25 protein-coding genes and 1 tRNA gene are annotated in these 26,075 nt (G+C 69.5%); 21 read left to right on the top strand and 5 right to left on the bottom strand.

The genetic code is table 11. The features are described 5' to 3' along the window. Positions 1-19: 19 nt before the first annotated feature. Positions 20-649, top strand: coding sequence for a maleylpyruvate isomerase family mycothiol-dependent enzyme (locus ACIBGM_RS30930; protein ID WP_360533668.1), 630 nt, complete (start codon positions 20-22; stop codon positions 647-649). Here the strand turns inward: ACIBGM_RS30930 and ACIBGM_RS30925 are convergent. Further along, positions 638-2,041, bottom strand: coding sequence for a carboxylesterase/lipase family protein (locus ACIBGM_RS30925; protein WP_396387523.1), 1,404 nt, complete (start codon positions 2,039-2,041; stop codon positions 638-640). The two genes, ACIBGM_RS30930 and ACIBGM_RS30925, sit on opposite strands and share 12 nt — an antisense overlap. Before the next feature lie 161 nt (positions 2,042-2,202). Here ACIBGM_RS30925 and ACIBGM_RS30920 point away from each other — a divergent pair, with 161 nt between their 5' ends. Next, positions 2,203-2,589 (top strand): hypothetical protein, encoded by a 387-nt coding sequence (locus ACIBGM_RS30920; protein ID WP_396387522.1) that lies wholly within the window; start codon positions 2,203-2,205, stop codon positions 2,587-2,589. A gap of 155 nt (positions 2,590-2,744) precedes the next feature. Here ACIBGM_RS30920 and ACIBGM_RS30915 read toward each other — a convergent pair. Continuing rightward, a tRNA-Arg gene (locus ACIBGM_RS30915) sits at positions 2,745-2,816 on the bottom strand. A gap of 193 nt (positions 2,817-3,009) precedes the next feature. On the opposite strand from ACIBGM_RS30915, the gene ACIBGM_RS30910 reads away from it, so the two are divergent. The 11 genes from ACIBGM_RS30910 (at position 3,010) to prmC (ending at position 15,106) form a co-directional block, all read left to right on the top strand. Further along, positions 3,010-3,195: a PspC domain-containing protein gene (locus tag ACIBGM_RS30910; RefSeq protein WP_360534281.1), complete on the top strand. Its 186-nt coding sequence runs from the start codon at positions 3,010-3,012 to the stop codon at positions 3,193-3,195. Positions 3,196-3,241: 46 nt separating this feature from the next. Beyond that, complete coding sequence (locus ACIBGM_RS30905) at positions 3,242-3,772, top strand: hypothetical protein (RefSeq protein ID WP_396387521.1); 531 nt, start codon at positions 3,242-3,244, stop codon at positions 3,770-3,772. Between the two features lie 62 nt (positions 3,773-3,834). Further along, positions 3,835-5,493: an arginine--tRNA ligase gene (argS, locus tag ACIBGM_RS30900; protein WP_396387520.1), complete on the top strand. Its 1,659-nt coding sequence runs from the start codon at positions 3,835-3,837 to the stop codon at positions 5,491-5,493. Further along, positions 5,490-6,893: a diaminopimelate decarboxylase gene (gene lysA, locus ACIBGM_RS30895; RefSeq protein WP_396387519.1), complete on the top strand. Its 1,404-nt coding sequence runs from the start codon at positions 5,490-5,492 to the stop codon at positions 6,891-6,893. The genes argS and lysA overlap by 4 nt, the downstream gene beginning before the upstream one ends. Further along, the gene (locus ACIBGM_RS30890; protein WP_360534289.1) at positions 6,890-8,182 is read left to right on the top strand and encodes a homoserine dehydrogenase; all 1,293 of its coding nucleotides are present in this window, start codon (positions 6,890-6,892) and stop codon (positions 8,180-8,182) included. The genes lysA and ACIBGM_RS30890 overlap by 4 nt, the downstream gene beginning before the upstream one ends. Before the next feature lie 3 nt (positions 8,183-8,185). Further along, positions 8,186-9,250 carry a threonine synthase gene (gene thrC / locus ACIBGM_RS30885; RefSeq protein WP_396387518.1) on the top strand — a complete coding sequence of 355 codons (1,065 nt, stop codon included), beginning with the start codon at positions 8,186-8,188 and terminating at the stop codon, positions 9,248-9,250. A gap of 22 nt (positions 9,251-9,272) precedes the next feature. Beyond that, entirely contained in the window at positions 9,273-10,241 is a 969-nt protein-coding gene (gene thrB, locus ACIBGM_RS30880; protein WP_396387517.1) for a homoserine kinase, read from the top strand. A gap of 354 nt (positions 10,242-10,595) precedes the next feature. Further along, positions 10,596-12,803, top strand: a complete 2,208-nt coding sequence (gene rho, locus ACIBGM_RS30875) for a transcription termination factor Rho (protein WP_396387516.1) — start codon at positions 10,596-10,598, stop codon at positions 12,801-12,803. A 108-nt stretch (positions 12,804-12,911) separates the two neighbouring features. Continuing rightward, positions 12,912-13,118 carry a 50S ribosomal protein L31 gene (rpmE, locus tag ACIBGM_RS30870; protein WP_145813862.1) on the top strand — a complete coding sequence of 69 codons (207 nt, stop codon included), beginning with the start codon at positions 12,912-12,914 and terminating at the stop codon, positions 13,116-13,118. An 87-nt stretch (positions 13,119-13,205) separates the two neighbouring features. Then, positions 13,206-14,282 carry a peptide chain release factor 1 gene (gene prfA, locus ACIBGM_RS30865; RefSeq protein ID WP_396387514.1) on the top strand — a complete coding sequence of 359 codons (1,077 nt, stop codon included), beginning with the start codon at positions 13,206-13,208 and terminating at the stop codon, positions 14,280-14,282. Continuing rightward, positions 14,279-15,106 carry a peptide chain release factor N(5)-glutamine methyltransferase gene (gene prmC / locus ACIBGM_RS30860; RefSeq protein WP_360534298.1) on the top strand — a complete coding sequence of 276 codons (828 nt, stop codon included), beginning with the start codon at positions 14,279-14,281 and terminating at the stop codon, positions 15,104-15,106. Before prfA ends, prmC begins: the two co-directional genes overlap by 4 nt. Positions 15,107-15,162: 56 nt before the next feature. Here the strand turns inward: prmC and ACIBGM_RS30855 are convergent, their stop codons facing one another. From ACIBGM_RS30855 to ACIBGM_RS30845, 3 genes are all read right to left on the bottom strand, one after another. Further along, on the bottom strand, positions 15,163-16,107 hold the full coding sequence (locus ACIBGM_RS30855; protein ID WP_396387513.1) for a hypothetical protein: 945 nt from the start codon (positions 16,105-16,107) through the stop codon (positions 15,163-15,165). Between the two features lie 37 nt (positions 16,108-16,144). Continuing rightward, a complete protein-coding gene (locus ACIBGM_RS30850; protein ID WP_360534302.1) occupies positions 16,145-19,129 on the bottom strand; it encodes a BTAD domain-containing putative transcriptional regulator in 2,985 nt (994 codons plus the stop codon). Between the two features lie 69 nt (positions 19,130-19,198). Further along, positions 19,199-20,215, bottom strand: coding sequence for an adenosine deaminase (locus ACIBGM_RS30845; RefSeq protein ID WP_360534304.1), 1,017 nt, complete (start codon positions 20,213-20,215; stop codon positions 19,199-19,201). Positions 20,216-20,456: 241 nt separating this feature from the next. On the opposite strand from ACIBGM_RS30845, the gene ACIBGM_RS30840 reads away from it, so the two are divergent. The 8 genes from ACIBGM_RS30840 (at position 20,457) to ACIBGM_RS30805 (ending at position 26,048) form a co-directional block, all read left to right on the top strand. After that, positions 20,457-21,323: an L-threonylcarbamoyladenylate synthase gene (locus ACIBGM_RS30840; protein WP_396387512.1), complete on the top strand. Its 867-nt coding sequence runs from the start codon at positions 20,457-20,459 to the stop codon at positions 21,321-21,323. Then, on the top strand, positions 21,323-22,444 hold the full coding sequence (locus ACIBGM_RS30835) for an MraY family glycosyltransferase (RefSeq protein ID WP_360534308.1): 1,122 nt from the start codon (positions 21,323-21,325) through the stop codon (positions 22,442-22,444). The genes ACIBGM_RS30840 and ACIBGM_RS30835 overlap by 1 nt, the downstream gene beginning before the upstream one ends. A 204-nt stretch (positions 22,445-22,648) precedes the next feature. Further along, positions 22,649-23,113, top strand: coding sequence for a hypothetical protein (locus ACIBGM_RS30830; protein ID WP_360534310.1), 465 nt, complete (start codon positions 22,649-22,651; stop codon positions 23,111-23,113). 123 nt (positions 23,114-23,236) lie between these two features. Beyond that, the gene (locus ACIBGM_RS30825; RefSeq protein ID WP_360534312.1) at positions 23,237-23,452 is read left to right on the top strand and encodes a hypothetical protein; all 216 of its coding nucleotides are present in this window, start codon (positions 23,237-23,239) and stop codon (positions 23,450-23,452) included. 97 nt (positions 23,453-23,549) lie between these two features. After that, complete coding sequence (gene atpB, locus ACIBGM_RS30820; RefSeq protein WP_360534314.1) at positions 23,550-24,332, top strand: F0F1 ATP synthase subunit A; 783 nt, start codon at positions 23,550-23,552, stop codon at positions 24,330-24,332. 86 nt (positions 24,333-24,418) lie between these two features. Further along, a complete protein-coding gene (gene atpE, locus ACIBGM_RS30815) occupies positions 24,419-24,649 on the top strand; it encodes an ATP synthase F0 subunit C (RefSeq protein WP_360534316.1) in 231 nt (76 codons plus the stop codon). 29 nt (positions 24,650-24,678) lie between these two features. Beyond that, entirely contained in the window at positions 24,679-25,251 is a 573-nt protein-coding gene (locus ACIBGM_RS30810) for a F0F1 ATP synthase subunit B (RefSeq protein WP_360534318.1), read from the top strand. Beyond that, positions 25,251-26,048, top strand: coding sequence for a F0F1 ATP synthase subunit delta (locus ACIBGM_RS30805; protein ID WP_360534320.1), 798 nt, complete (start codon positions 25,251-25,253; stop codon positions 26,046-26,048). The genes ACIBGM_RS30810 and ACIBGM_RS30805 overlap by 1 nt, the downstream gene beginning before the upstream one ends. The last annotated feature ends 27 nt before the right edge of the window (positions 26,049-26,075 follow it).

Raw genomic sequence — 26,075 nt, 5'->3', positions numbered from 1 at the left:
GGCCGTTCGTCGGTGGGGTATGACGGAGATCAGAACGTTGGTGGCGGGGGAGCGAGTTGACCTTGCTGAGCTGCTGGGCGGGTTGCGGGATGAGGACTGGGACAGGGCGAGCCTGTGCGAGGGGTGGCGGGTGCGCGAGGTCGTCGCTCACATCACCATGCCCTACCGGATGTCCATGCCTCGGTTCTTGCTGGGGATGGTCCGGGCCGGCGGGAAGTTCAACAAGCTCTCGGACCGCCAGGCGCGGCAGGACGCCGCCGAGCTCTCGCGGCACGAGCTCACGGAGTGCCTGCGGCAGAACGTCAACCACCCGTGGAAGCCACCGGGCGGCGGGTACGAGGGTGCGCTCTCCCACGACGTCGTCCACGGCCTCGACATCACCGTTGCGCTGGGCATCGACCGGCGGGTGCCCGAGGACCGTCTGCGTCGCGTCCTCGACGGTGTGAATCCCCGTCACCTCAAGTACTTCGGCGTGGACCTCACCGGCGTCCAGCTTCGCGCCACCGACCTCGACTGGACGCACGGCACCGGGGAGGTCCTGTCCGGCCAGGCCCAAGACCTCCTCCTCGTGCTCTGCGGCCGCACCCTCCCATCGGACCACCTGACTGGCGGCCCTGCGGCGCGCTTCACCACGCACTCAGCGCGGTAGACCCTGCCAGAAGCCGCACTGGTGGTTGGCGCCGTACGGCGTTGGCGCGACCCCAGTCGTGGCAAGTCCCAATACCGTGCCGGAGTTGTTGAAGGTGGACCACTTGGGACGTCCGGCGCCGTTGGGGTTGCCGGTGTGAGCGAACGCCGACCAGTAGCCGATCATCGTGTCGGACAGGCGTTCCTGGTCTGGGGTGAGTGGCGGGAACGGGTTCTGCGGCATATCGACGGCCCACAGGTACGGCAGGTCCGAGCTGTGGAAGGCGCCGAGCGGGTAGCCGTCCGGCAGCACCCGTCCGCTGTCCTCGGCGAACTCGTAGGCGTAGACCGGCTGATACCTGGCGGCCGCCTGGGCAGTCCGCAGCACAGCGCACGCACCGATGAAGCCACCCCAGTCACTGAGCACAGTCGCCAACGCCAGCGCCGGACTGGTGGTCACCGGGTACTTCGCGAGTACGGCGTCCGCCCGGTCGCCGAACGTCTCGACCAGCACCGCCTTGTACTGCGCTGCCGTCAGCGACGACGACTGCCGCGAGAGGAATCCACGCATCTCGTGAGCGGTCCCGCCGATCAGGAGCGGCACCCGGGCAGCAGTCCCGCTGCGCAGCGCGTCCCCCGGTTGCTTCGGCAGCACCGTCGTACCGGCTGACGGGCCCCAAGGGCGGTCGCCGCTGCGGCCGTGCGGCGTTAGCGGGATGCTCGAGAGCGCCTCAAGTACCTTGCCGGCTGGGCGTTCGCGCAAGCAGGCCGCGACATCAGGCGCTGTCGTGCAGCCCAGATCCTCGGTCGCGCGGGCGCCGAAGGCTCGTGCCTCGGCCAGCGTCGGCACTCTGTTCTCGCACGCGCCGCTCTGGATGGTCGCACGGTCGAAGAGGCCGCGGGCGAGCGGTGAGGCCAGCAGTGCGCACACCGAGCGTGCTCCAGCGGGCTGACCGGCCAGTGTGACGTTGGCGGGGTCTCCACCGAAGGTGGCGGCGTTGCGCCGTACCCAGCGCAGTGCAGCGGCCTGGTCCATCAGACCGTAGTTGCCTTCGCCGAGCGCGGGGGACGAGAGGTAGCCGAGTGCTCCGAGGCGATAGTTGACCGTGACAACCATCAGCCGGCCGGACGTGGCCAGCTCGGTGCCGTCGTACTCCTTGGCTGCTCCGGTCACGAAGCCGCCGCCTGGCAACCACACCAGGACCGGCAGCCGCTCGCCCGGCCGCACGTCACGCGGCACCCGGACGTCGAGGTAGAGGCAGTCCTCCGACCCGACTGCCCCCAGTTGCTGCGCACACGGGGTGCTCGGCGCCGTAGCGTCGCGCACCCCCGACCACGGTTTCGGCCGAGCAGGTGGACGCCATCGCTTGTCGCCGACCGGGGGAGCGGCGTACGGCACGCCCGTGTAGCTCACGTGGCAAGACGTCCGCGCATAGGCCCGACTTCCACTACCTCCCCCGGCGCAGCAGTCAACCTCCCAACTACGCCCCACGACGTACCAAACCAGCCGCGGCCGAAGGGAAATGCTTCCATCCACGATATTATTACCAAAATTGAAACCAATGGGGAGACCCCATGCCCAAGTCCCAAACCCCCGTCCCAGACGCCCTCCTCCACCCCATCCGCTGGCGCATAGCCCAACGGGCCCTAGGCCGGGAAGTAACCACCACAGCCCTGAAACAAGACCTCCCAGACGTCCCCACCACCACCCTCTACCGCCACGTAGCCACCCTCATCGACGCCGGCTACCTAACAGTCGTCCGAGAACGCAAGGTCAGAGGAACGACAGAGCGAACCCTCACCCTCAACCAACCCACCTACTCACAGCAGCTCATCTACGCCGACCCGACCGAGCTGACGAACCTCCGCGAGACCATCAACGCCCTCCTAGGACCCCACCGACAGCAGAGACCAGGCAAGACCAGAGTCCTCATGTCCCTGATCGCACTACCCGACGACTAACAAACCCGCACCGAACAGCCGACAGCAACCACAGCCAAGGGGGGTCCGGGGGGCGAAGCCCCTCCGGGCGGGGCGTGGGGGCCGCGCCCCCACAAAACACCGCGAGCGATCCAAGTCCGCGCTGTTTGCGGACAAGAATCGCTCGATCGATCGCGCGCCCCCGGCAGGATTCGAACCTGCGCACCCGCCTCCGGAGGGCGGTGCTCTATCCCCTGAGCTACGGGGGCTCAGGAACGGTCAGAACAGTATCAGGAGATTCGGCGAATTCCCGAATCGGGTGCCGGTGCGTCGGGTGGGTACCGGAGGTGGGGGCCGGGGTGACCCTGACGGGACCCTGGAAGGGCGGTGCGGCGGGATCGTGTCCGCTCAGGTCGGCGTCATAGTGGTTGTAAGCCCATCAGTGAAAGGAATTCGGTACCCATGGCTAGCACTTTGGTCCGCCCGTCCCACGGTCGCATGATCGGCGGTGTCTGTGCCGGACTGGCTCGCCGGTTCGGTATGTCGGCGAACACGATGCGGCTCATCTTCGTCGTCAGTTGCCTGCTGCCCGGCCCGCAGATCCTCATCTACCTGGTGCTCTGGTTCCTGATGCCGTCGGAGCGCTGACCCCCGGCGACCACCTGCACCGGCGCCTCATGGCAACCTGCTCCTCATGAAAGCAGGCAGGTGGCGCCGGGCGGGTGCGACGGCAGCCGCTCTGCTCCTCGTCAGCAGTGTGACCGGCGGCTGCCAGGTCGGTCCCGCGCCGCCCGGCCCGGCCGAGCTCCGGACCGGGCCGCCGCCGTGGGACGCGCCCCGCGATGCGGTGTCGTACATCGACAAGGCGGGGTTCGAACGTCTCCCGCTCGATTTCTCCGGCCCGTCGCCGTACACCGTCATCCTCTCGGTCAACGTCGACGGGGCGCAGGTGCAGATCCCGGCCGGGATCGGTGTCGACCGGGTCCGCGCCGAGCAGGCCGCCGTGCACACGCACACCACCGACGGCCTCGTGTACGTCGAGGCCAAGACGACCGCCGAGCGCCCGACGCTCGCGCAGTTCTTCACCCTCTGGGGAGTCCGGTACGACGCCAAGTGCCTGGGCGACACGTGTGGCTCACTCACAGTCACCGTGGACGGCAAGCCGGCTGCCTGGGATGCACCGCTGACCCCCAAGGCGCGCATCTTCGTGATCGCCCACGGTTGACGGCGTACCGGGCTGTGGATGGTGAGTCAAGGGTTTGGGGGCAGGCCCATTAGGCTGAGGCAGTGACTCCGGAACAGCTCGTTGAGAAGATCCTGCAGGCCCTGGCCGCGCTCGCCGACGACGGCGCCATCACCGTCGAGGGCGGGCTGCCGCGCGAGCTGAAGGTCGAGCGACCCAAGAACCCCGAGCACGGGGACTACGCCACCAATGTCGCCATGCAGCTGGGCAAGCGGGCCGGGCTGAATCCGCGCCAGTTCGCCGAGCTGCTGGCCGCCAAGCTGCAGGACGACGATGCGATCACCGCGGTCGAGATCGCCGGTCCGGGCTTCATCAACCTCCGGGTCGCGGCCGATGCCCAGGGCAAGGTCGCGCAGGCGATTCTCGACGCCGGCGCGGCGTACGGGCACACCGACAGCCTGCACGGCCAGACGGTGAACCTGGAGTTCATCTCCGCCAACCCGACCGGCCCGCTGCACCTCGGCCACACCCGCTGGGCCGCGGTCGGTGACGCGCTGGCCCGGGTGCTGGCCGCGGCCGGCGCGAAGGTGACCCGTGAGTTCTACATCAACGACCGCGGCGCCCAGATGGACAAGTTCGGCGCCAGCCTGCAGGCGGCCGCGCACAGCCGGCCGATCCCGGAGGACGGTTACCACGGCGAGTACATCCTCGACCTGGCCAAGCAGATCGTCGCCGAGGTCCCCGGCATCACCGAACTGCCGGAGGCGGAGCAGGCGGTCGCGTTCCGCGAGGCCGGGTACGAGCGCCAGCTCAAGGAGCAGCAGTCCCAGCTCGAGCACTTCCGGACCAACTTCGACGTCTGGTTCTCCGAGCGCAGCCTGCACGAGCAGGACGGCGTCGGCCACGCGATCGAGAAGCTCCGCGAGCAGGGTCACCTGTACGACGCCGACGACGCGCTGTGGATGCGGACGACGGACTTCACCGACGACAAGGACCGGGTGCTGATCCGGTCGAACGGCGAGCCGACGTACTTCGCCTCGGACGCGGCGTACTACGTGAACAAGCGCGAGCGCGGTTTCGACGTCTGCATCTACATGCTCGGCGCGGACCACCACGGGTACGTGAACCGGCTCAAGGCGATCGCCGCGTGTGCCGGTGACGACCCGGAGCACAACATCGAGATCCTGATCGGCCAGCTGGTGAAGATCCTCAAGGGCGGCGAGGAGATGCGGCTGTCCAAGCGGGCCGGCACCATCGTCACGCTGGCCGAGCTGGTCGAGGAGGGCGGTGTCGACCCGCTGCGCTACACACTCTGCCGCTACCCGGTGGACTCACCGCTGACCCTCGATATCGAGGAGATGACCCGCCAGGTCAGCGAGAACCCGGTCTACTACGTCCAGTACGCGCACGCCCGGCTGGCCTCGATCCTGCGGAACGCCGACGAGCTCGGCATCAAGCTGGACGAGTTCGACCCGGGCCTGCTCAGCCACGAGCGCGAGGGCGACCTGCTCCGCGCGCTGGCCGAGTTCCCGCGCGTCGTCGCCACCGCCGCGGAGCTGCGCGAGCCGCACCGGATCGCCCGCTACCTCGAGGACACCGCGTCGGCGTTCCACAAGTTCTACGACAGTTGCCGCGTGCTGCCGCGCGGCGACGAGGAGGTGGAGCCGGTGCACAAGGCTCGCCTGACCCTGGTCTCCGCGACCAGGACCGTGCTCGCCAACGGGCTGGACCTGCTCGGCGTCTCCGCACCGGAGCGGATGTGAGGGCGCACGAGGCGGGCGCGCTGCACGCGGACATCGGCCACCGCGGCCCGTCCTGGCTGCGTGCTCCCCGCGACGTCAACGACCTGGTCCCGCAGCTGTGGTCGTCCACGGCGAAGAAGACCGGCGAGGGTTCACTGGTCGTCGGCGGTGTCGACGTCCGGGACCTGGTCGCCGAGCACGGCAGCCCGGCGTACGTGCTGGACGAGGACGACTTCCGCGCCCGCGCCCGCGCGTTCAAGCACGCCTTCAAGGACTTCGACGTCTACTACGCCGGCAAGGCGTTCCTGTGTACGACGGTCGTCCGCTGGGTGATGGAGGAGGGCCTCAACCTCGACGTCTGCAGCGGCGGAGAGCTGGCCGTGGCGCTGCGCGCCGGCGCAGACCCCCAGCGGCTCGGTTTCCACGGCAACAACAAGTCCGAGTCCGAGCTGGCCCGGGCGCTGGACGCGGGCGTCGGCCGGATCATCGTGGACTCGCTGTACGAGATCGACCGGCTGATCGAGCTCGCCCGGGAGCGCGACACCACCGCGCCGGTGATGATCCGGGTCACCGCCGGCGTCGAGGCGCACACCCACGAGTACATCGCGACCGCGCACGAGGACCAGAAGTTCGGCTTCTCGATCACGTCCGGCGCGGCCTTCGAAGCCGTTGCCCGAGTCAACGAAGCGGCCGAGCTGGAACTGCTCGGGCTGCACTCGCACATCGGGTCGCAGATCTTCGACTCGTCCGGGTTCGAGGTGGCCGCGAGGCGCGTGATCGCCTTGCACGCAAGGGTTTCCGAGGAGCTCGGTGTGGACATGCCGGAGCTCGACCTGGGTGGTGGCTTCGGCATCGCCTACACCACGCAGGACGACCCGTCCGACCCGGCGCAGCTGGCCACCGAGATGGGCAAGATCGTCGAGCACGAGTGCCGGGCGTTCCAGGTCGACGTGCCGAAGGTGTCGATCGAGCCCGGGCGCGCGATCGTCGGCCCGGCCGTCTGCACCGTCTACACGGTCGGCACGGTCAAGGAGGTCGAGCTCGACGCCGGCGCCTCCCGCACGTACGTGTCGGTCGACGGCGGGATGAGCGACAACATCCGCACGGCGCTGTACGACGCCGACTACTCGTGCACGCTCGCGAACCGCTACTCCGACACCGATCCCACGCTGGCCCGGGTGGTCGGCAAGCACTGCGAGGCCGGTGACATCGTGGTGAAGGACGAGTTCGTCCCGTCGGACGTGCGTCCCGGCGACCTGATCGCCGTACCGGGGACCGGCGCGTACTGCCGGTCGATGGCGAGCAATTACAACCACGTACCGCGGCCACCGGTGATCGCGGTCAAGGACGGTCACACGCGAGTCGTCGTACGGCGCGAGACCGAAGACGATCTGCTACTGCTCGACATGGGGGCGGAGTGAACGACAAACCCTTGAAGGTAGGCCTGCTCGGTTGTGGCGTGGTCGGCACCGAGGTGGTGCGGATCCTGACCGAGCAGGGTGACCATCTCGCCGCCCGCGTCGGCGGCCGGCTGGAGATCGCGGGGATCGCGGTCCGGCGGCCCGGTCGCGCGCGGGACATCGCGGTCGACCCGGCGCTGATCACGACCGACGCGCACGCACTGGTGTCGCGCGGCGACCTGGACCTGGTGATCGAGGTGATCGGCGGCCTGGAGCCGGCCCGCAGCCTGATCCTGTCCGCGCTCGAGCACGGCGCCTCCGTGGTCACGGCGAACAAGGCGCTGCTGGCCGAGGACGGCCCGACGCTGTTCGCCGCCGCGGAGAAGTACCAGCGCGACCTGTACTTCGAGGCCGCCGTCGCCGGTGCGATCCCGATCCTGCGGCCGCTGCGCGAGTCGCTGGCCGGTGACGACGTGACCCGGGTGATGGGCATCGTCAACGGCACCACGAACTACATCCTGGACAAGATGGACAGCACCGGCGCCGGGTTCGACGAGGCGCTGGAGGAGGCCCAGGCGCTCGGGTACGCCGAGGCCGACCCGACCGCCGACATCGAGGGCTTCGACGCGGCCGCGAAGGCGGCCCTGCTGGCCAGTTTGGCCTTCCACACCAGGGTTTCGATCGCCGACGTGCACCGCGAGGGCATCACCGAGGTGTCGGCCACCGACATCGCCTCGGCCCGCGAGATGGGCTGCGTGGTGAAGTCGCTGGCGATCTGCGAGCTCGACGAGGCGAGCGACTCGGTCAGCGCCCGGGTGTACCCGGCGATGATCCCGGCCACCCATCCGTTGGCGAGTGTTCGCGACGCGTACAACGCCGTGTTCGTGGAATCCAAAGCGGCCGGACAGCTGATGTTCTATGGTCGTGGTGCCGGCGGCGCCCCGACGGCCAGCGCTGTCCTCGGGGATCTCGTGTCCGCCGCGCGCAACCGGCTCAAGGGAGTGCCGGGGGTCGGCGAGTCGTCGTACACCCAGCGAGCCGTGCGGCCGATGGGTGACGCGGTGACCCGCTACCACGTGTCGCTGGACGTGGCCGACAAGGCCGGTGTGCTGTCGGCAGTGGCCCACGCCTTCGCCGAGCACGACGTGTCCATCCAGACCGTCCGGCAAGAAGGCCGGGGCAGTGACGCGCAGCTGGTGGTGGTCACCCACACCGCGACCGACGCCGCGTTGTCCGCGACCGTGGAGACCCTGCGTGACATGGACATCGTTCGTGAAGTCAGCAGTGTGATGCGGGTAGAAGGCGAGTAGCGAATGGCACACCAGTGGCAAGGCGTGATCGAGGAGTACAGGGACCGGCTGCCGGTGTCGGCGGACACTCCCGTGGTCACGCTCGGCGAGGGCGGGACGCCGCTGGTGGCCGCGCAGTGGCTCAGCGAGCAGACCAAGTGCGAGGTCTGGCTCAAGGTCGAGGGCAACAACCCGACCGGCTCGTTCAAGGACCGCGGCATGACGGTCGCGATCTCGCTGGCCGCGCAGGCCGGTGACAAGGCCGTGGTCTGCGCGTCGACCGGCAACACCTCGGCGTCGGCGGCGGCGTACGCCGTCCGCGCCGGGCTGCTCCCGCTGGTGCTGATCCCGGCCGGCCGGATCGCGAAGGGCAAGCTGGCCCAGGCGATCGTGCATGGCGCCCAGCTGGTCTCCATCGACGGCGGGTTCGACGACTGCCTGCGGATCGTCCGCGAGCTCGGCAAGCACTACCCGGTCGCGCTGGTGAACTCGGTCAACCCGGTCCGGCTGGAAGGCCAGAAGACGGCCGCCTTCGAGGTCTGCGACCTGCTCGGCGACGCCCCTGACCTGCACGTGCTGCCGGTCGGCAACGCGGGCAACATCGCGGCCTACTGGAAGGGCTACCAGGAGTACGCGAAGGACAAGCTCGCCTCGAAGACCCCGCGGATGTGGGGATTCCAGGCCGAGGGCGCGGCCCCGATCGTCCGGAAGGCGATCGTCGAGAAGCCGGAGACCGCGGCGACCGCGATCCGGGTCGGCAACCCGGCCTCCTGGACGCTGGCCGAGGCCGCCCGGGACGAGTCCGGCGGCCGGATCGAGATGGTCACCGACGAGCAGATCCTCACCGCGCAGCGTGAGCTCGCCGCCCGCGAAGGCGTGTTCGTGGAGCCCGCATCGGCGGCCGGCGTCGCCGGTCTGCTGCACGCGAAGGCGCAAGGCTGGCTGGACGGCGGCTCGACCGTGGTGATCACCGTCACAGGCCACGGCCTGAAGGACATCGACACCGCGCTCGACCACGCGAAGGTGAAGGAGTCACCGGTCACCCCGGCCGACACCGACGCCGTCGCCCGCGTCGCCGGCCTGAGCTGACCGGCCGGCAGTGGAGAGCAAGGTGGAGGTCACCAGCGACCGCCGGCCGTGCGACCAGGTCCGGGTCCGCGTCCCGGCCACGAGCGCGAACCTCGGCCCCGGCTTCGACGCGTTCGGCCTGGCGCTGACCCTGTACGACGACCTGATCGTCACCCCGGGTGGATCCGGCGTCACGGTCGAGGTCAGCGGGGCCGGCGAGGGCGAGGTGCCGCTGGACGAGTCGCACCTGGTGGTCCAGGCGATCCGTCGCGGTCTCGAGGCCCTGGGCGCCTCGGTGCCCGGGTTCACCTTGCGCTGCGAGAACCGGATTCCGCACGGCCGCGGGCTCGGTTCGTCGTCGGCCGCGATCGTCGGCGGACTCGCGGCGGCGTACGGACTGGCCGGTGAACCGCTGGATCGGGAGCATCTCGTCGTACTGGCGAACGAGCTCGAAGGGCACCCGGACAACGTGGCGGCGGCTGCGCTCGGTGGGTTCACAATCGCTTGGACTGAAGGGGAGACGGGCCGAGCGGTGCGACTCGACACCGTGGACGGGTTGGCTGCGGCGGCGTACGTACCTGACAATCGCGTGCTGACCAAGGAGGCGCGCGGGTTGCTGCCGACGGTCGTTTCTCACAGTGATGCCGCGGCCAACGCGGGGAAGGCTGCATTGCTCGTCGCGGCGGTGACCGGGCGGCCGGAGTTGTTGCTGACGGCGACCGAGGATCTGCTGCACCAGGAGTACCGCGAGCCAGCGATGCCGGAGAGTCTGGCGCTGGTGCACAAGCTGCGGGGGAGCGGGCTGCCGGCGATCGTGAGCGGCGCCGGGCCGACTGTGGTCGTGCTGGGCCGCCCAGATCCGGCCGCTGCCTCATCGGGCCCGCAGTCACCCGGTAAAAGTGCAGGTCAGAGCTTCTTTCGGGGCGCGCCGCCGGCTCCGGACGGCTGGACCCGGCACGACCTGGGGATCGATCCAGTCGGCGTACAGGTCTGGTCGATGGAGGCGGGCTAGACCACTGAGCCGTTCGGGAATGAGTCGGGACTGACACGCGTTGTACCCCTCGAGTCAGCAGAAAGACCCGTAGTGGTGCTAGTCTCGACTCACCCGATCCCCTCCAGGTGATCGGTGAACTCTCGTCACGATCCGGGCTGTGCTCCCGGCACCCTGTGTTGTGTGGCGACCCTCCTGTGGATCTGAACTTGCGCCGCCTGCGCCGGGGATGTCCGAGGGGACTCAGATCGAGCGAGAGCCTCTTGTACCCACGTGACCGCCGCAGCCGGAACAGCTGGCACCGCATCGGTCGTGGGTGATGAAACGGTCGATTGGCTTCCATGTCATCGACGATCCGTGTGGGAAGGACCTCACGTGACTGAAACTGTTGAAGCCTCCAGCGGAGCCGGCACCTCGTCGGCCCCGGGTTCCGACGCTGCGGCCACCACCGCGACGCGTCGCCGGAAGGCCGGAGGCGGCCTCGAGGGCATGCTGCTCCCCGAGCTCAAGCAGCTCGCCGGGACGCTCGGCATCAAGGGCACCGGCGCACTGCGCAAGGGCCAGCTGATCGAGGCGATCAAGGCCGCCCAGGCGGGTGGCTCGACGGGCGGATCGCGCCCGAAGACGAGCCAGCCGACCCTGGACGAGGCCGCCGACGAGGCGCCCGCGGCCAAGGCCCCGGCCAAGCGGGAGGGCGGCAGCCGCCGGACCCGCGCCGCGGCCAAGGAGACCGCCCAGAACGGCGCCGCCGAGCAGGACGCCGCCGCTGCGCCGGCTGCCAACGCTCCGGCTGCCAGTGCGCCGGCCGCGAGTGCGCCGGCTGCCAGTGCGCCGGCGGTCGCCGCCGAGGCGCCTGCGGCCGCGGTCGCCACGCAGAACGGCACCTCCGTCGCCGAGCCGAAGGCCGAGCAGGCTGTGGACAACCGCGCGGAGAGCCGTGCGGACAACCGTGGCGACGACCGCGGTGAGGACCGGGACGACCGCGGTGACCGCGACAACCGGAACCGCAACCGGGACCGCGGCGAACAGAACCGCGACAACCGGGACATCCGGGGTGAGCGCGGCGAGCAGAACCGCGACCGCAACCGTGACAACCGGGGCGACCGCGGCGACCGCGGCGAGCAGAACCGGGACGGCAACCGCGGCGACCAGAACCGGGGCGACAACCGGGCCGACAACCGGGCCGACAACCGGGCCGACAACCGGGCCGACAACCGGGCCGACAACCGGGGCGACCAGCGGAACCGGCAGGACCAGGCCGACCGCGGCGAGGAAGGCGAGGGCCGTCGCCGGCGCCGCCGGGGCCGCGACCGGGACCGCAACCGCGACGGGAACCAGACCGGCGGCCGCGACAGCGGTCGGGACGGTGGCCGCAACCGCGGCCGCGGCGAGCGGTTCGACCCGGAGCCGACGATCAGCGAGGACGACGTCCTCGTCCCGGCGGCCGGCATCCTCGACGTGCTGGACAACTACGCCTTCGTCCGGACCAGCGGCTACCTGCCGGGCCCGAACGACGTGTACGTCGCCCTGTCGATGGTGAAGCGGTACGGCCTGCGCAAGGGTGACGCGATCACCGGCGCGGTGAAGCAGCCGCAGGAGGGTGAGCGCAAGGAGAAGTTCAACCCGCTGGTCCGGATCGACACCGTGAACGGGTCGGACCCGGAGATCGCCAAGCAGCGGCAGGACTTCAACAAGCTGACCCCGCTGTACGCGACCGAGCGGCTCCGGCTGGAGACCGAGCCCGGCGTGCTCACCACCCGGATCGTCGACATCGTCAGCCCGATCGGCAAGGGCCAGCGCGGCCTGATCGTCTCGCCGCCGAAGGCCGGCAAGACGATGGTGCTGCAGGCGCTCGCGAACGCGATCACCACGAACAACCCCGAAGTACACCTGATGGTCGTGCTGGTGGACGAGCGGCCCGAAGAGGTCACCGACATGCAGCGCACCGTGAAGGGCGAGGTCATCGCCTCGACCTTCGACCGCCCGGCCGACGACCACACCACGGTCGCCGAGCTGGCGATCGAGCGGGCCAAGCGCCTGGTCGAGCTCGGCCACGACGTCGTCGTGCTGCTCGACTCGATCACCCGGCTCGGCCGCGCGTACAACATCGCGGCGCCGGCCAGCGGCCGGATCCTGTCCGGTGGTGTCGACTCCTCGGCGCTGTACCCGCCGAAGCGGTTCTTCGGCGCGGCCCGCAACATCGAGGACGGCGGCTCGCTGACCATCCTGGCCACCGCGCTGATCGAGACCGGCTCCAAGATGGACGAGGTCATCTTCGAGGAGTTCAAGGGCACCGGCAACATGGAGCTGCGGCTGCGCCGCGAGTTCGCCGACCGGCGGATCTTCCCGGCCATCGACGTGGTCGCCTCCGGCACCCGCCGCGAGGAACTGCTGATGAGCAAGGACGAGACCCAGGTCGTCTGGAAGCTCCGCCGGGTGCTGTCGGCCCTCGACGGCCAGGCCGCCCTGGAGCTGCTGATCGGCAAGCTCAAGGAGAGCAAGTCGAACATCGAGTTCCTGCTGCAGGTGAACAAGACCACACCGTCCGCGGGCGGGGCACGCAGTACCGACGACGGTAACTAGAAGCACTCGATTACCAGTTTGCTGCCCCTGGGTGGCAAACTGGTGTGTCGGTTCCGGTTCACGCTCGCGCCCGCGGGCGACCCGGGGCACCTGAACCTAGGAGATCCCTTGAAGAGCGACATCCACCCGACGTACGTCGACACCACGGTGACCTGCACCTGTGGCGCCACGTTCCAGACGCGCTCGACCGCGGAGAACGGCGTCATTCACGCCGACGTGTGCTCGCAGTGTCACCCCTTCTACACCGGCAAGCAGAAGATCCTCGACACCGGTGGCCGGGTGGCCCGCTTCGAGAAGCGGTACGCCAAGAAGTAGTTGCCTCACCGCGCGCCGGTTCCGCATGTCTGCGGGACCGGCGCGCGGTTTGTGTATGTCCGGGACACCTGAAGGGAGGAGTGCGCGATGTTCGAGGCGGTTCAGACGCTGAAGGCGGAGTACGCCGAGCTGGAGCGGCAGATGTCCGATCCGGAGCTGCACTCCGACCAGGCCAACGCGCGCCGCGTCGGCAAGCGGTACGCCGCGCTGGCGCCGGTCGTCCGCACGTACGACGAGTGGCTGCAGACCGGCGACGACATCGAGGCGGCCCGGGAGCTGGCGGCCGAGGACCCGGCGTTCGCCGACGAGGCCACCAAGCTGGCGGCCCGCCGCGAGGAGCTGGCGGACAAGCTGCAGTTGCTGCTGGTCCCGCGCGACCCGAGTGACGACAAGGACGCGATCCTCGAGATCAAGGCCGGTGAGGGCGGCGACGAGTCCGCGCTGTTCGCCGGCGACCTGCTGAAGATGTACCTGAAGTACGCCGAGTCGCAGAACTGGAAGACCGAGGTGCTCGACTCGGCCGAGTCCGACCTGGGCGGGTACAAGTCGATCACCGTCGCGGTAAAGGCGAAGGGCACGCCGGAGCCGGGCGAGGCGCCGTACGCGAAGCTGAAGTTCGAAGGCGGTGTGCACCGGGTCCAGCGGGTGCCGGTGACCGAGTCGCAGGGCCGGATCCACACCTCCGCGGCCGGCGTGCTGGTGCTGCCGGAGGCCGAGGACGTCGACGTCGAGATCGACCAGAACGACCTGCGCATCGACGTGTTCCGGTCGTCCGGGCCGGGTGGGCAGAGCGTGAACACGACCGACTCCGCGGTCCGGATCACCCACCTGCCGACCGGCATCGTGGTGTCGATGCAGAACGAGAAGTCCCAGCTGCAGAACCGCGAGCAGGCCCTGCGCGTGCTCCGCGCCCGGCTGCTCGCGGCCGCTCAGGAGGCCGCCGACCAGGAGGCGTCGGACGCGCGCCGGTCGCAGATCCGGACCGTCGACCGGTCCGAGCGGGTCCGCACCTACAACTTCCCGGAGAACCGGTTCTCCGACCACCGCGTCGGCTACAAGGCGCACAACCTGGACCAGGTCCTCGGCGGCGAGCTCGCACCGGTGATCCAGGCCCTCACCGACGCCGACCTGGCCGCCCGCCTCGAGGCCGTCGACTCCAAGTGAGCGGGAAGGTGGTTGTCGCCGAGGCGGCGGCTCGGTTGCGGGAGGCGGGGGTCGCCTCACCCGACTTCGACGCCGCCGAGCTGCTCGCCTTCGTCACCGGGTCCAGCCGCCTCAACCTCGCCGAGCCGACCGACGCTCAATTACAGGCGTACGACGAGTTGATCGCCCGCCGAGCCGCCCGTGAGCCACTCCAGCACCTGACCGGTACGGCGGCCTTCCGCTACCGGGAGCTCGCGGTCGGACCCGGTGTCTTCGTGCCGCGCCCGGAAACCGAGGTGATGGTCGGCTGGATCCTCGACAAGCTGGCCGACGTCGAGTCGCCCCTGGTCGTCGACCTGTGCACCGGCTCCGGCGCGATCGCCGGCGCGGTGGCGACCGAGCGCCCGGACAGCGTCGTGCACGCGGTCGAGCTGTCGCCGGAGGCCTGCGTCTGGGCTCGCCGCAACCTGGCCGGGACCGGTGCTGTCCTGCACGAGGGTGATATCGACGGCTGCCTGCCCGAGCTCGACGGCCAGGTGGATGCGGTGATCTCCAACCCGCCGTACATCCCTTTGACTGCGTGGGAATCGGTCACCGCCGAGGTCCGCGACCACGACCCGGCGCTGGCGTTGTGGTCCGGTGACGACGGCCTCGACGAGATCAAGGTCGTCGCGGCGACGGCCGGCCGGCTGCTGAAGCCCGGCGGCTGGTTCGCGTGCGAGCACGCGGACGTTCAGGGCGAGTCGGCGCCGGCGGTATTCGCCGCGACCGGGCTGTTCACCGAGGTCCGCGACCAGCTGGACCTCGCCGGCCGCCACCGGTTCGCGACGGGCCGCCGGATCTAGGCCTGGCCAGATCCTGCTCCCGGGCCACCGGCGACGGCGAAGGCTATCCGCATCCTCTATTCGTACACGACGAACTCTGGGCGCGGTTTCAGCGCGAGGACCTGGGCCGGCGTCATCACCGGGCCGTGCCGGGCGTCCTCGACGCGGAACAGCTTGAAGCCGGTGTGCACCGCGGGAGGCAGCCGCCGGGTGAGCTTGCCCCACGTCTCCAGCTTGTCCTCGGCGGCCCCGATCCCGTCCACCGACTTGATCGTCACCACGCCCGGATGCTTCTTCAGCGCCTGCTCGCCGGTCACGATCCGGGGCGACAGCTGGTGGAACACGAACACCTTCTCCGGCAGCTTGTGCGTCTGCACCAGCCCCGACAGGTACGACGCGATGCCGTCGAGCTCGGCGCCCGTCGTACGGCCGAAGACGCGGCCGGGCACCTGGTTGGGCCCGACCGCCCACTCCGGGTCGAAGGCCAGCCCGACATCCGGCTCCTTCAGCCAGCGCTCGAGCCGCTTCACCTCGGGCAGGATCTTGGCCCGGCCGGGCTGGACGTCGAGCAGCAGCAGCATCCGGTGCTTGCGGGCGACCGTCAGGTACTCCTGGATCTTCGCGTCCGGCAGCCGGCCGCGGTACATCCCGTCCTTACCGGGCGCCGCCTTCGCGACCACGGTGATCAGCTCCATCACCGGCAGCGGTGTGCGGCCGGCGGCATACGCACGGGACAGCTTCTCCAGCCGGGCCGCCCTGGTGTCCAGGTCCTTGTCGAGTGGGCCGAGCGCGGGAGAGCCGGGCAGGCCGACGTACCCGACGAGCTGGTGCTTCGGGAAGATCGTGCGCCCACCGCGCGGCAGGTCACCATGAGCCGGCGGGGGAGGGAGAGTGCTCGTCGATGGACTGTCCGACGGTGTGGGTGAGGTAGCAGGGGGTGCTATGGCTCCCGGCTCATCGCTGCAGGCAGCCACGCCCAGCAACAGCCCGAGCACGGCCACCACCCGTGGAACTGTGCGCACCCCACCTAGAGAACCACGCCGACCGCCAGAACCCGAACTAGGCCGACCGCATGATCGATGTGCGGCGTTGTCGCAGCTCGGCGGCGTACAGCGGCGTCAGCGACCCCAGCCGTCGCAGGGCCTCGTCCAGCAAGGCCGCTGCCTGCTCGTAGGAGCCGGCGGCCTCCGCGACCGCTGCAAGTCCTTCGAGAACCCGCGCAGCGGTGAGAGCTTGATGCTCGGCCTGCGAGTCCTGCAGAACCGCATCGAACATCGCACGGCTCTCGTCCGGCCTGCCGACGGCCAGCAGGCTGTAGCCGAGCTCGATGCGTGACTCGTCGATGGAGAATCGGGAGCCGACCTCCAGCGCGACCTTCAGCGCCTGCTCATGCAGTTCCAGCGCCTCGTCCAGGCGGCCGAGCGCACGGTGCGCGATGCCGAGCTGGATCAGCGCGTCCGACCGGCTGTGCCGCATGCCGACCCGATCGGCGATGTCCTGTCCCTGCCGGACGCTCTCGATGGCCTCGTCATGGCGGCCGAGCGCGTTGAGCACCTCGGCCGTCCCGTTGTGGATGTGCGGCTGCAGGGTCTGGTCGTCCTGCGCCCTGGCGATGGCCATCGCCAGCTTGTACGACTCGTACGCCTGCCGGTAGTCGTGCCGGGCGGCCTCCTTGATGGCACGCTCGGTCAGGGCGTGACCGGCGATCCGGTCGTCGCCGATCGACCGCGCCAGCTCCAGCGCGGTGGTCAGCGCCGCGGTCGACTCGGTACCGGGATCGATCATCCCGATGGTGTTGCCGAAGGCAATCAATACCTGGATGCGCAGCACCGGGTCGGCGTCGTCGGGCAACAGCTCGACGGCGGCGCGCAGGTACTCCAGGCTGACCTTCGGACCGGACTGCACCTTGCTGAAGATCCCGAGCACGTGCAGCACGGACGCCTGCGCCATGGGATCGCCCAGTCGGCGCGCGGCCTGGAGACCGAGCGCGAGCAGAGTCTCGCGTTCGCTGACCCGGCCGCGTTCATGGAAGTACCGCGCGAAGCCGGCGGCGATCAGCCAGCTCCGCTCGTCCCAGCCGCCGTCGGCCGCCTGCTGGACGGCAGCCAGCACGTTGCCACCCTCCACGTCACCCCACGCGAGTCCTTGCTGTGACGAAGCCAGCTCCGGCCCGGGGATGGGCTGCCGGTCGCTGATGTCGATGTAGCGGAGCTTGGTGATCTGGGAGACGGCTCGGTGGCCCGTGCTGAGGTAGTACTCGAGCAGGCGGCCGCTGGCGGCTCGTCGTACGGCGTCCTCGTCGTACTGCTTGCTCAGCTGGCTTGCGTAGGCGCGCAGGAGGTCGTGGAACTGGAAGCGGCCGGCGGCCGGCTGCAGCAGCAGGTTGGCGTCGACCAGCTCTTCGAGGACTGGCTCGGCGGCCTCCGGAGTGACCCCGGCCAGCGCGGCGGCGCCGTACTGGTCGACGTCGCGGCCGGGCATCAGGCTGAGGTAGCGGAACATCCGCTGCTGCTCGTCGCTCAGGTACTCGTAGGACAAGGCGAAGGCCGACTCCAGCCGCCGGCCGTCGACGGCCAGCTCGCTGAGCCGCCGTTCCTGCGCGGACAGACGCTGGTTGAGGTGCTCGACTGTCCAGGCCGGGCGGTGCCGCAGCCGCGCGGCCGCGATCCGGATGGCCAGCGGCAGGTGACCGCACCGCTGCACCAGCTCATGTGTCGCCTGCTGCCTGGCCTGTGCCCTGTCGGCGCCGATGATCTCCGTGAGGAGCGCTGCCGCGTCCACCTCATCCAGTACGGCGAGGGGCAGTCGAGTGCCGGCGTCGATCCCGGTGAGCTGGCGCCGACTCGTCACGATGACACCGCAGCTGGGCGTGCCCGGCAGCAGCGGCTGCAGCACCTCGCTACTCAGTGCATCGTCCAGTACGACGAGCACTCGTCTTCCGGCGACCTCCGACCGCCACATCGCCGCCTGCCCGTCCGGATCGCGCGGGATGCGATCTGGTCGGATGCCGAGACTGCCGAGCAGATGGTCCAGCGCAGCCGCGACAGCGAGCGGCTGTCTGCCTGGTGTGTGTCCGTGGAGCTGCAGGTAGAGCAGACCGTCGGGGTAAGCGTCGGCCAGCTCGCGGGCGGCGCGGACAGCCAGGGCGGTCTTGCCGGTGCCACCCATGCCGTCGATGGCGACGACCGGGGGAGCGGACCGGACAGTGGGAGTCAGTGCTGCGACCAATGCGGCCAGCTCTGCTTCCCGGCCGACGAAGGCGGCGTCTTGGTACGGGAGCTCGTCACGCGTCTGCTGCGGTTGCGGCTCGTTGCGGAGGACCCGTTGGTGCGTGGCACGGAGCTCCGGGGCCGGTTCGACTCCGAGTTGCTCGACCAAGGTGTCGCGCGTCCGGGCATAGACGTTCAACGCCTCGGCTTGGCGGCCACCGGCGTACAGGGCGAGCATCAGCTGGCCGGCAAGCCGTTCGTCGAGGGGCCGGTCGGCTACTGCGGCCACCAGTTCGGCCACAACCGCAGTGTGGCGACCGCATTCGAGGTCTAGGTCGATCCGATCACTCAGCACCTTGTAGCGGCGCTCGGTCAGCCGGACGCGCTGCGCCGCCAGGTACTGGCCCGGCAGGCCGCTGAGCGGTTCACCGCGGTGGAGGTCGAGCGCTCGCGCGTAGGCGGCCGCAGCAGTATCGACATCACCGGCGGCACGCGACGCCTCAGCCTGCTGCGCGGCTGCCTCGAAGTCGTCGAGGTCGACGGATCCCGCGGGGAGCCGCAGTTGGTAGCCGTCGCGTGTCCGCTCCAGCAGCCCGTCCACTCCGAGCGCCTTGCGGATCCGGTAGATGTACGGCGGCAACACCTTCAAACCGCTCGCCGGCGGCCGGTCCGCCCAGACCGCGTCGAACAGCTCCTCCGCCGTACTGGTCCGGTTGGCTCGCAGCGCAAGCACCGCGAGGAGAGCCTGTTGCCGGAGCGGCCCCGCCTCCACGACCCGGCCGTCCACCTCGACGCGGAGCGGCCCGAGCAGCTCGATCCGCAGCGATCCGGTCACACTGCGCAGTCTCGCGTGCGGACGGGGCCACCGGCAAACGATTGTCTACGCCTTGGCCTATGACCTGGCTTATGACTTGGCGACGTACTCCTCGATCTCGGTGATCAACGCGCTCTTCACCGAGTCCTCGGCGAAGGACTCGCGGACCGCGGTCTTGGCCAGCTCGCCGACGCCGGCCTGGTCCAGGTCGAGCAGCTGCGCGGCGACGGCGTACTCGTTGGTCAGGTCGGTGCCGAACATCGGCGGGTCGTCGGAGTTGATCGTGACGACCAGGCCGGCCTCGACCATCGCCCGCAGCGGGTGGACGTCGTACGACGCGACCGCACGGGTGGCGATGTTCGACGTCGGGCTGACCTCGAGCGGGATCCGGTGCTCGGCCAGGTACTCGACCAGGGCCGGGTCCTGCATGGTCGACGTGCCGTGGCCGATCCGCTCGGCCTTCAGCACCCGGACCGCGTCCCAGATCGTGTCCGGCCCGGTGGTCTCGCCGGCGTGCGGCACGCTGCGCAGCCCTTCGGCGATGGCGGCCTCGAAGTGCGGCTGGAACTGCGGCCGCGGCACGCCGATCTCCGGACCGCCGAGACCGAACCCGACCAGCCCTTCGGGTCGGATCTTCGTCGCGATCCGCAGCGTCTCGTCGGCGGCCGGCAGCCCGGCCTCACCGGCGATGTCGAAGATCCAGCGCAGCGTGATGCCGAGCTCCTTCTCGGCCGCGACCCGCGCGTCCTCGATCGCCTCGCAGAACGCCTCGGCCGCGATCCCCCGGGTCACCGAGGTGTACGGCGTCACCGTCAGCTCGGCGTACCGCAGGTTCTGCGCGGTCATCTCGCGGGCGATCTCGTAGGTCAGCAGCCGGACGTCGTCGGGCGTCTTGATCAGGTCGACGACGGTCAGGTAGATCTCGATGAACTTTGCGAAGTCGTCGAACTCGAAGTACTCCGCCAGCGCGGCCGGGTCCCGCGGCACCGGCGACTCGGGGTGGCGGGCGGCGAGCTCGGCGACGATCCGCGGCGAGGCGGACCCGACGTGGTGGACATGGAGCTCGGCCTTCGGCAGGCCGGTCAGGAAATCCCGCGACAGGGTCATGGGGCCTCCCGGCCTGGACTGAGGAGTGGAGGGAGCGAAGCGACTGGAGGGACGAGGGAAGGCCGGGAGTTCCAGCCCCATGACCCGCCGGCGCCGGAGGCCCGGCAATTCAAAACAGTCATGTCGGGGATCCTAAGGACGTCTTGGGCGACCGTGCCGGGAAGCTGACAATCATTTGTCAACTCGGGCCTGCGGGAGCCCGAGTGGAGTGGGCGGGGCGGTGAGTGGCACGATTCGGTGCGTGAGTGAGCGCTTCGACTTCACCGGCGACGAGCTGGCACCGGCCTACCGCGCGGCCGTGGACGCCATCGAGGCCGGCGACCTGGTCGTCCTTCCGACCGACACCGTCTACGGGATCGCCGCGGACGCCTTCAAGGCCGACGCGGTCCAGCGGCTGCTGGACGCCAAGGGCCGGGGCCGCGACATGCCACCGCCGGTGCTGATCTCGGTGGTCGAGTCGCTGGACGCGCTCGCCACCGACGTCCCCGAATCGGGACGCAAGCTCTGCCAGGAGTTCTGGCCCGGGCCGCTGACCGTGATCTGCCACGCGCAGACGTCGCTGATGTGGGACCTGGGGGAGACCCAGGGCACCGTCGCGCTGCGGGTGCCGGACCACGAGAACACCCGTGAGCTGCTGTCCCGGACCGGGCCGCTCGCGGTCAGCTCGGCCAACCTCAGCGGCCAGCCGGCCGCGCTGGATGTGTACGACGCCGAGGAGCAGTTGCAGGACTCGGTCGCGGTCTACCTTGACGGCGGTACGGCGACCGGCGGGCAGCCGTCGACCATCGTCGACATCACCGGCGACACGCCCCACGTCGTACGCCTCGGTGCTTTGTCGCTTGCTCAGCTCCGAGCAGTCGTGCCTGAAGTCACAGCCGACCAGGATTCCGGCGAGAAGCCAACCGAAGAACCGCTGGAAGCGTCCAAGGAAGAAGAGCCGTCGAAAGACGACGAAGCGTCCAAGGACGCAGCCCCGTCGAAAGACGACGAAGCGCCCAAGGACGCAGCCCCGTCGAAAGACGACGAAGCGCCCAAGGACGCAGCGCCGTCGAAAGACGACAATGACAAGAAGAAGCCGGACGACCCTGATGTGAGGCCTGCAGACTAGTGCGCGAGTACCTGCTGGTCCTGTTCGTGGCGATGGCCACGACGTTCCTGCTGACCGGGGTGGCCCGGCAGATCGCACTGCGGTACGGCGCCGTCGCGAAGGTCCGGGCCCGGGACGTGCACAAGGTCCCGATCCCGTACTTCGGCGGGATCTCCATCCTCGGCGGCCTGATCGCCGCCTTCGCGGTCGCCTCCAGCCTGCCGTTCCTCGGCGACAGCCTGCAGGTCGCCCACGACGCCCGGGCGATCCTGATCGGCGGCGTGGTGATCTGCGCCGTCGGCGTGGTCGACGACCTGTACGAGCTGGACGCGATCACCAAGCTGGCCGGGGAGGTCCTCGCGGTCGGAGTGATGGTTGTCCAGGGCATCCAGTTGTACTGGCTGCCGCTGCCCGGCGGCGTCGTCTCGCCGCCGCCCGCGCAACTCGCCGTACTGACCGCCGGCATCCTGCTCGTCTCCTGCAACGCGGTGAACTTCGTCGACGGCCTGGACGGCCTCGCGGCCGGCGTGACCGCGATCGGCGCGACCGCGTTCTTCACCTACTCCTACCTGCTGAACGTCGAGCAGAACCTCGACCGGGCGACGACCTCGACCCTGATCACGGTCGCGCTGGCCGGCGCCTGTCTCGGCTTTTTGCCGCACAACTTCTTCCCGGCCAGGGTGTTCATGGGCGACTCCGGCGCGCTGCTGATCGGCCTGATGCTGGCCGCGTCGACGATCAGCCTGACCGGCCAGATGGACCCGAACGCAGTGCCCTACGAGGTCGGCGGCTCCAGCCTGCTGCCCGCACTGCTCCCGCTCATCCTCCCGATCGCGGTCCTGGCGATCCCGGCGCTCGACCTGACGATGGCCTACGTCCGCCGTACCAAAGCCGGCCGCTCGCCCTTCGCCGCCGACAAGCTCCACCTGCACCACCGCCTCATGCAACGCGGCCACTCGCACCGCCGCGCCGTCCTCCTGATGTACCTCTGGACCGCCCTGATCGCGTACGGCGTTGTCGTGCTGGGCCTCGTCCTGTTCTGGTGGACCGCCCTCATCGTCCTGGCCGTCGCCGTCACCGCGGTCCTGCTCACCACCGGCCTCCCCCGCCGCCGCTCCCGCAAACCGCTCGCCAAGGTCTGAGCACGCTCTTGGCGGGACCAGACCACTCGGTCAGGTGGCCTGGCGATAGGGTGTGCCTGTACAGCGGCAGGGGACTCGTTTTGCTGACCGTGCAGACTTTGTGCTAGTTTTCACAAGCACCAGCAAAGAACAGCGACACCCCTGACCCCGCCCACCCGACGACCGGGCCGCGAGACCCGGTCGCCAGCAGGACGGAACCACCAGATGGCTTCCTCGGCTCAGAGTCCGAAAGTCGCCGGCCAGGCAACCAGGCACCCGGCGCTGGCAATGCTGCGTGGCGCGCTGGTCGCCGCGCTCGTCGTCGGCGTGAACGCGGCGGCCGTTTCCACCGTCGCCGCCGGCATCGAGGGTCTGTGGGGCGCACTCCTGGGCCTGCTGACGGTGGTCCTCTTCTCCGGCGCGGGCCTGCTCGCGCTGCACCTGTCCCGGCGCACCTCCCCGACGACGCAGCTCGCGGTCGCGATGGCGTCGTACACCGGCCGGATCGCGATCTTCGGCGGCCTGCTGGCCCTCGCCCTGAACTCCGAAAGCCTTGCCACGCACGTGAATCTGACCGTGCTCGGCATCAGCGCGCTGGTCGTGGTGATGGGCTGGATGGCCGGCGAGATCTGGGCCTGGTCCCGGCTGCGGATCCCGATCTACGACCTGGACGGGGAAGTGACCGCATGAGCACCCTGGGTAGCGGCATGAACGAGCGGAGTGAGTTCATCATCAAGCACCGCCCGGTTGTGGTGCACGTAACGGGTACCGATGTGACCGGGTCTGTTGCCTCCTGGTACCTTTCGGGTGCCAATGAGCGAGCATCAGGATCCGAAGCCATCACCCCCGAACGCGGGCGACGGCTGGCGGGTCCTGTCCTACTTGATCGGCGGTGTCGTGGTGTACGGCGGCATCGGGTTCGGGTTGGATCGCCTGCTCGGCACCCAGTTCTTACTCCCGGTGGGCATCGTCCTCGGTGCCGGGCTCACCATCCTGATGCTGCACTTCCGGTACGGGTCGCGGTCCTGATCCTTGCCGGGTCTGACGTTGTTGACCGCCATGCCCTGAGCCGCCCTGCCCTTTGCCACAAGGCGTCCGACTTGAGCACGACGCGAGAGGAGACCCGGTGATCGCCGGCGTTTCGACCGAGTTCAACCCACCCGGTCCAGAAGACTTCAACCTTCCGCCCATCTTCTCGGGTGTCGAGTGGTTCACCAAGCCGGTGCTGGTCGCCGCGCTGACGGTGGTCGTCATCGTCTGGTTCTTCTGGGGTGCGTCACGCAAGGCCGCGGTGGTGCCGAGCAAGCTGCAGTTCGCCGGTGAACTCGGGTACAACTTCGTCCGCAACTCGATCGCCCGCGACGCCATCGGCAGCGCCGAGTACATGAAGTACGTGCCGTACCTGTGCGGCCTGTTCTTCTTCATCCTGCTGAACAACGTGGCCGCGTCGGTGCCCGGCGTCCAGTTCCCGACCTTCAGCCACGTCGGCTGGGCGTACGTCGCCGCGATCATGACCTGGGTGATCTACAACGGCGCCGGCATCCGCAAGCACGGTGTGCTGGGCTACTTCAAGCTGCAGACGATGCCGGCCGGTGTCCCGATGTGGCTGATGCCGCTCATGATCCCGATCGAGTTCATCTCGAACATCCTGGTGCGGCCGATCTCGCTGAGCCTGCGGTTGTTCGCCAACATGTTCGCCGGCCACATCCTGCTGCTGGTGTTCGTGCTCGGCGGCGAGTACATGCTGCTGCACTCGGGCAGCATCGCGCTGGCAGGTGTCGGTGTCATCACCTTGCTGATGGGCTTGGCGATCGCCGGGCTGGAGCTGTTCGTCCAGTGCATCCAGGCCTACATCTTCGTCGTGCTGACCGCGCAGTACATCGGCAGTGCGATCGCCGAAGAGCACTGATCCGCACCACCCGAACGCAGTACCCATAGACCCGTAGTAACGGAAACCCGGATAGCCCCTATCCGTACCGAAAGGAACACACCGCAATGAGCAACATCGCTCTGCAAATCACCGGTGACATCGCTGTTCTGGGCTACGGCCTCGCCGCGATCGGCCCGGGCGTTGGCGTCGGTCTGATCTTCGCCGCCGTGATCAACGGCACGGCGCGGCAGCCCGAGGCTCAGAGCAAGCTGCAGTCGATCGCCTGGATCGGCTTCGGTGTGACCGAGGTTCTGGCGATCATCGGTATCGCCCTCGCCTTCGTCTTCCGCGGCTGACCCGTTCCCCTGACTGACAGGACCCAGACATGACGACGTTAGTGCTCCCGCTCACGGAGGCTGCGGCCGAGGGCCCCAGCCCGCTGATGCCGCACACCGCTGAGATCATCTTCGGCTTCGTCTTCCTGGTCCTGCTGGCCATCGCCTTCGCCAAGGTCGTCGTTCCCAAGTTCGAGAAGGCTTACGCCGAGCGGACGCAGGCGATCGAAGGCGGGATGAACGAGGCCAAGCAGGCCCAGGCCGAGGCGAAGGCCGCCCTGGAGAAGTACAACGAGCAGCTGGCGGGGGCCCGCCAGGAGGCTGCGAAGATCCGTGAGGACGCGCGTGAGCAGGGTGCGCAGATCATTGCGGAGATGCGTGAGCAGGCCAACGCCGAGGCCGAGCGCATCGTGACCCACGCCCGGACCCAAATCGACGCCGAGCGGGCCCAGGCGGTCGCCTCGCTGCGCAGCGAGGTCGGCCACATGGCCACCACCCTGGCCGGCCGGATCGTCGGTGAGTCGCTCGAGGACGAGGCGCGCCAGCGCCGTACGGTCGAGCGCTTCCTGGCCGACCTGGAGGCGTCGGAGTCCGCACGTCAGGCCGTCGGAACGGACGGCTGATGCGCGGCGCGTCGCAGGAATCACTCGCCCGGGCCGAGGAGGCCCTGGCGGGTGTCACCGTCTCCGACGACCTGGGCACCGAGCTGTTCTCGGTCGCCAAGGTGCTGGACGGCAACGGCGCGCTCCGGCGCGCCCTGACCGACCCGGCCCGCCCGGCGGACGCGAAGACCGGCCTGGTCCAGCAGCTGTTCAGCGGCAAGATCTCCGCCCAGGCGCTGGAGATCCTGACCGCCGCGGTGGCCGGCCGCTGGGTCTCCAGCCGTGACCTCGGTGACGCGCTCGACCTGATCAGCGTCGAGGCCGAGATGGCGTCCGCCGACAACCGGCGCAAGCTGGACGACGTCGAGGACGAGCTGTTCCGGCTGGAGCGCGTGGTCGCGGTGGAGCGGGCCCTCAGCGACAAGCTGAGCGACCGCAACATCCCGCTGGCGCCACGGCAGGAGCTGATCCGCGGCCTGCTGCAGAGCAAGGCCGACGCCACCACGGTGCGGCTGGCCGAGCGCGCGGTGGACGGGCGGGGCCGCAGCTTCGCCGCCTCGCTGCGGTCGTTCCAGGTCGCTGCGGCGGCCCGGCGCAACGCCAGCATCGCCACCGTGCGGGTCGCCACCGACCTGACCGAGGCCGACCGCACCCGGCTGGCCGAGGCGCTCGGCCGGCAGTACGGCCGGGAGATCCAGCTGAACGTGATCGTCGACCCCGACGTGGTCGGCGGCGTCCGGGTGGACATCGGCGACGAAGTGATCGACGGAACCATCGCGGCCAGGCTCGACGAGGCGCAACGGCGCATCGCGGGCTGACGGCTCTTAACGACATAAGCGGCGCTA

The sequence above is a fragment of the Kribbella sp. NPDC050470 genome (assembly GCF_044458365.1).
GTDB lineage: Bacteria > Actinomycetota > Actinomycetes > Propionibacteriales > Kribbellaceae > Kribbella.
Note: the sequence above shows the minus strand (reverse complement) of the source record. Positions and strands in the feature narration are given on the sequence as shown.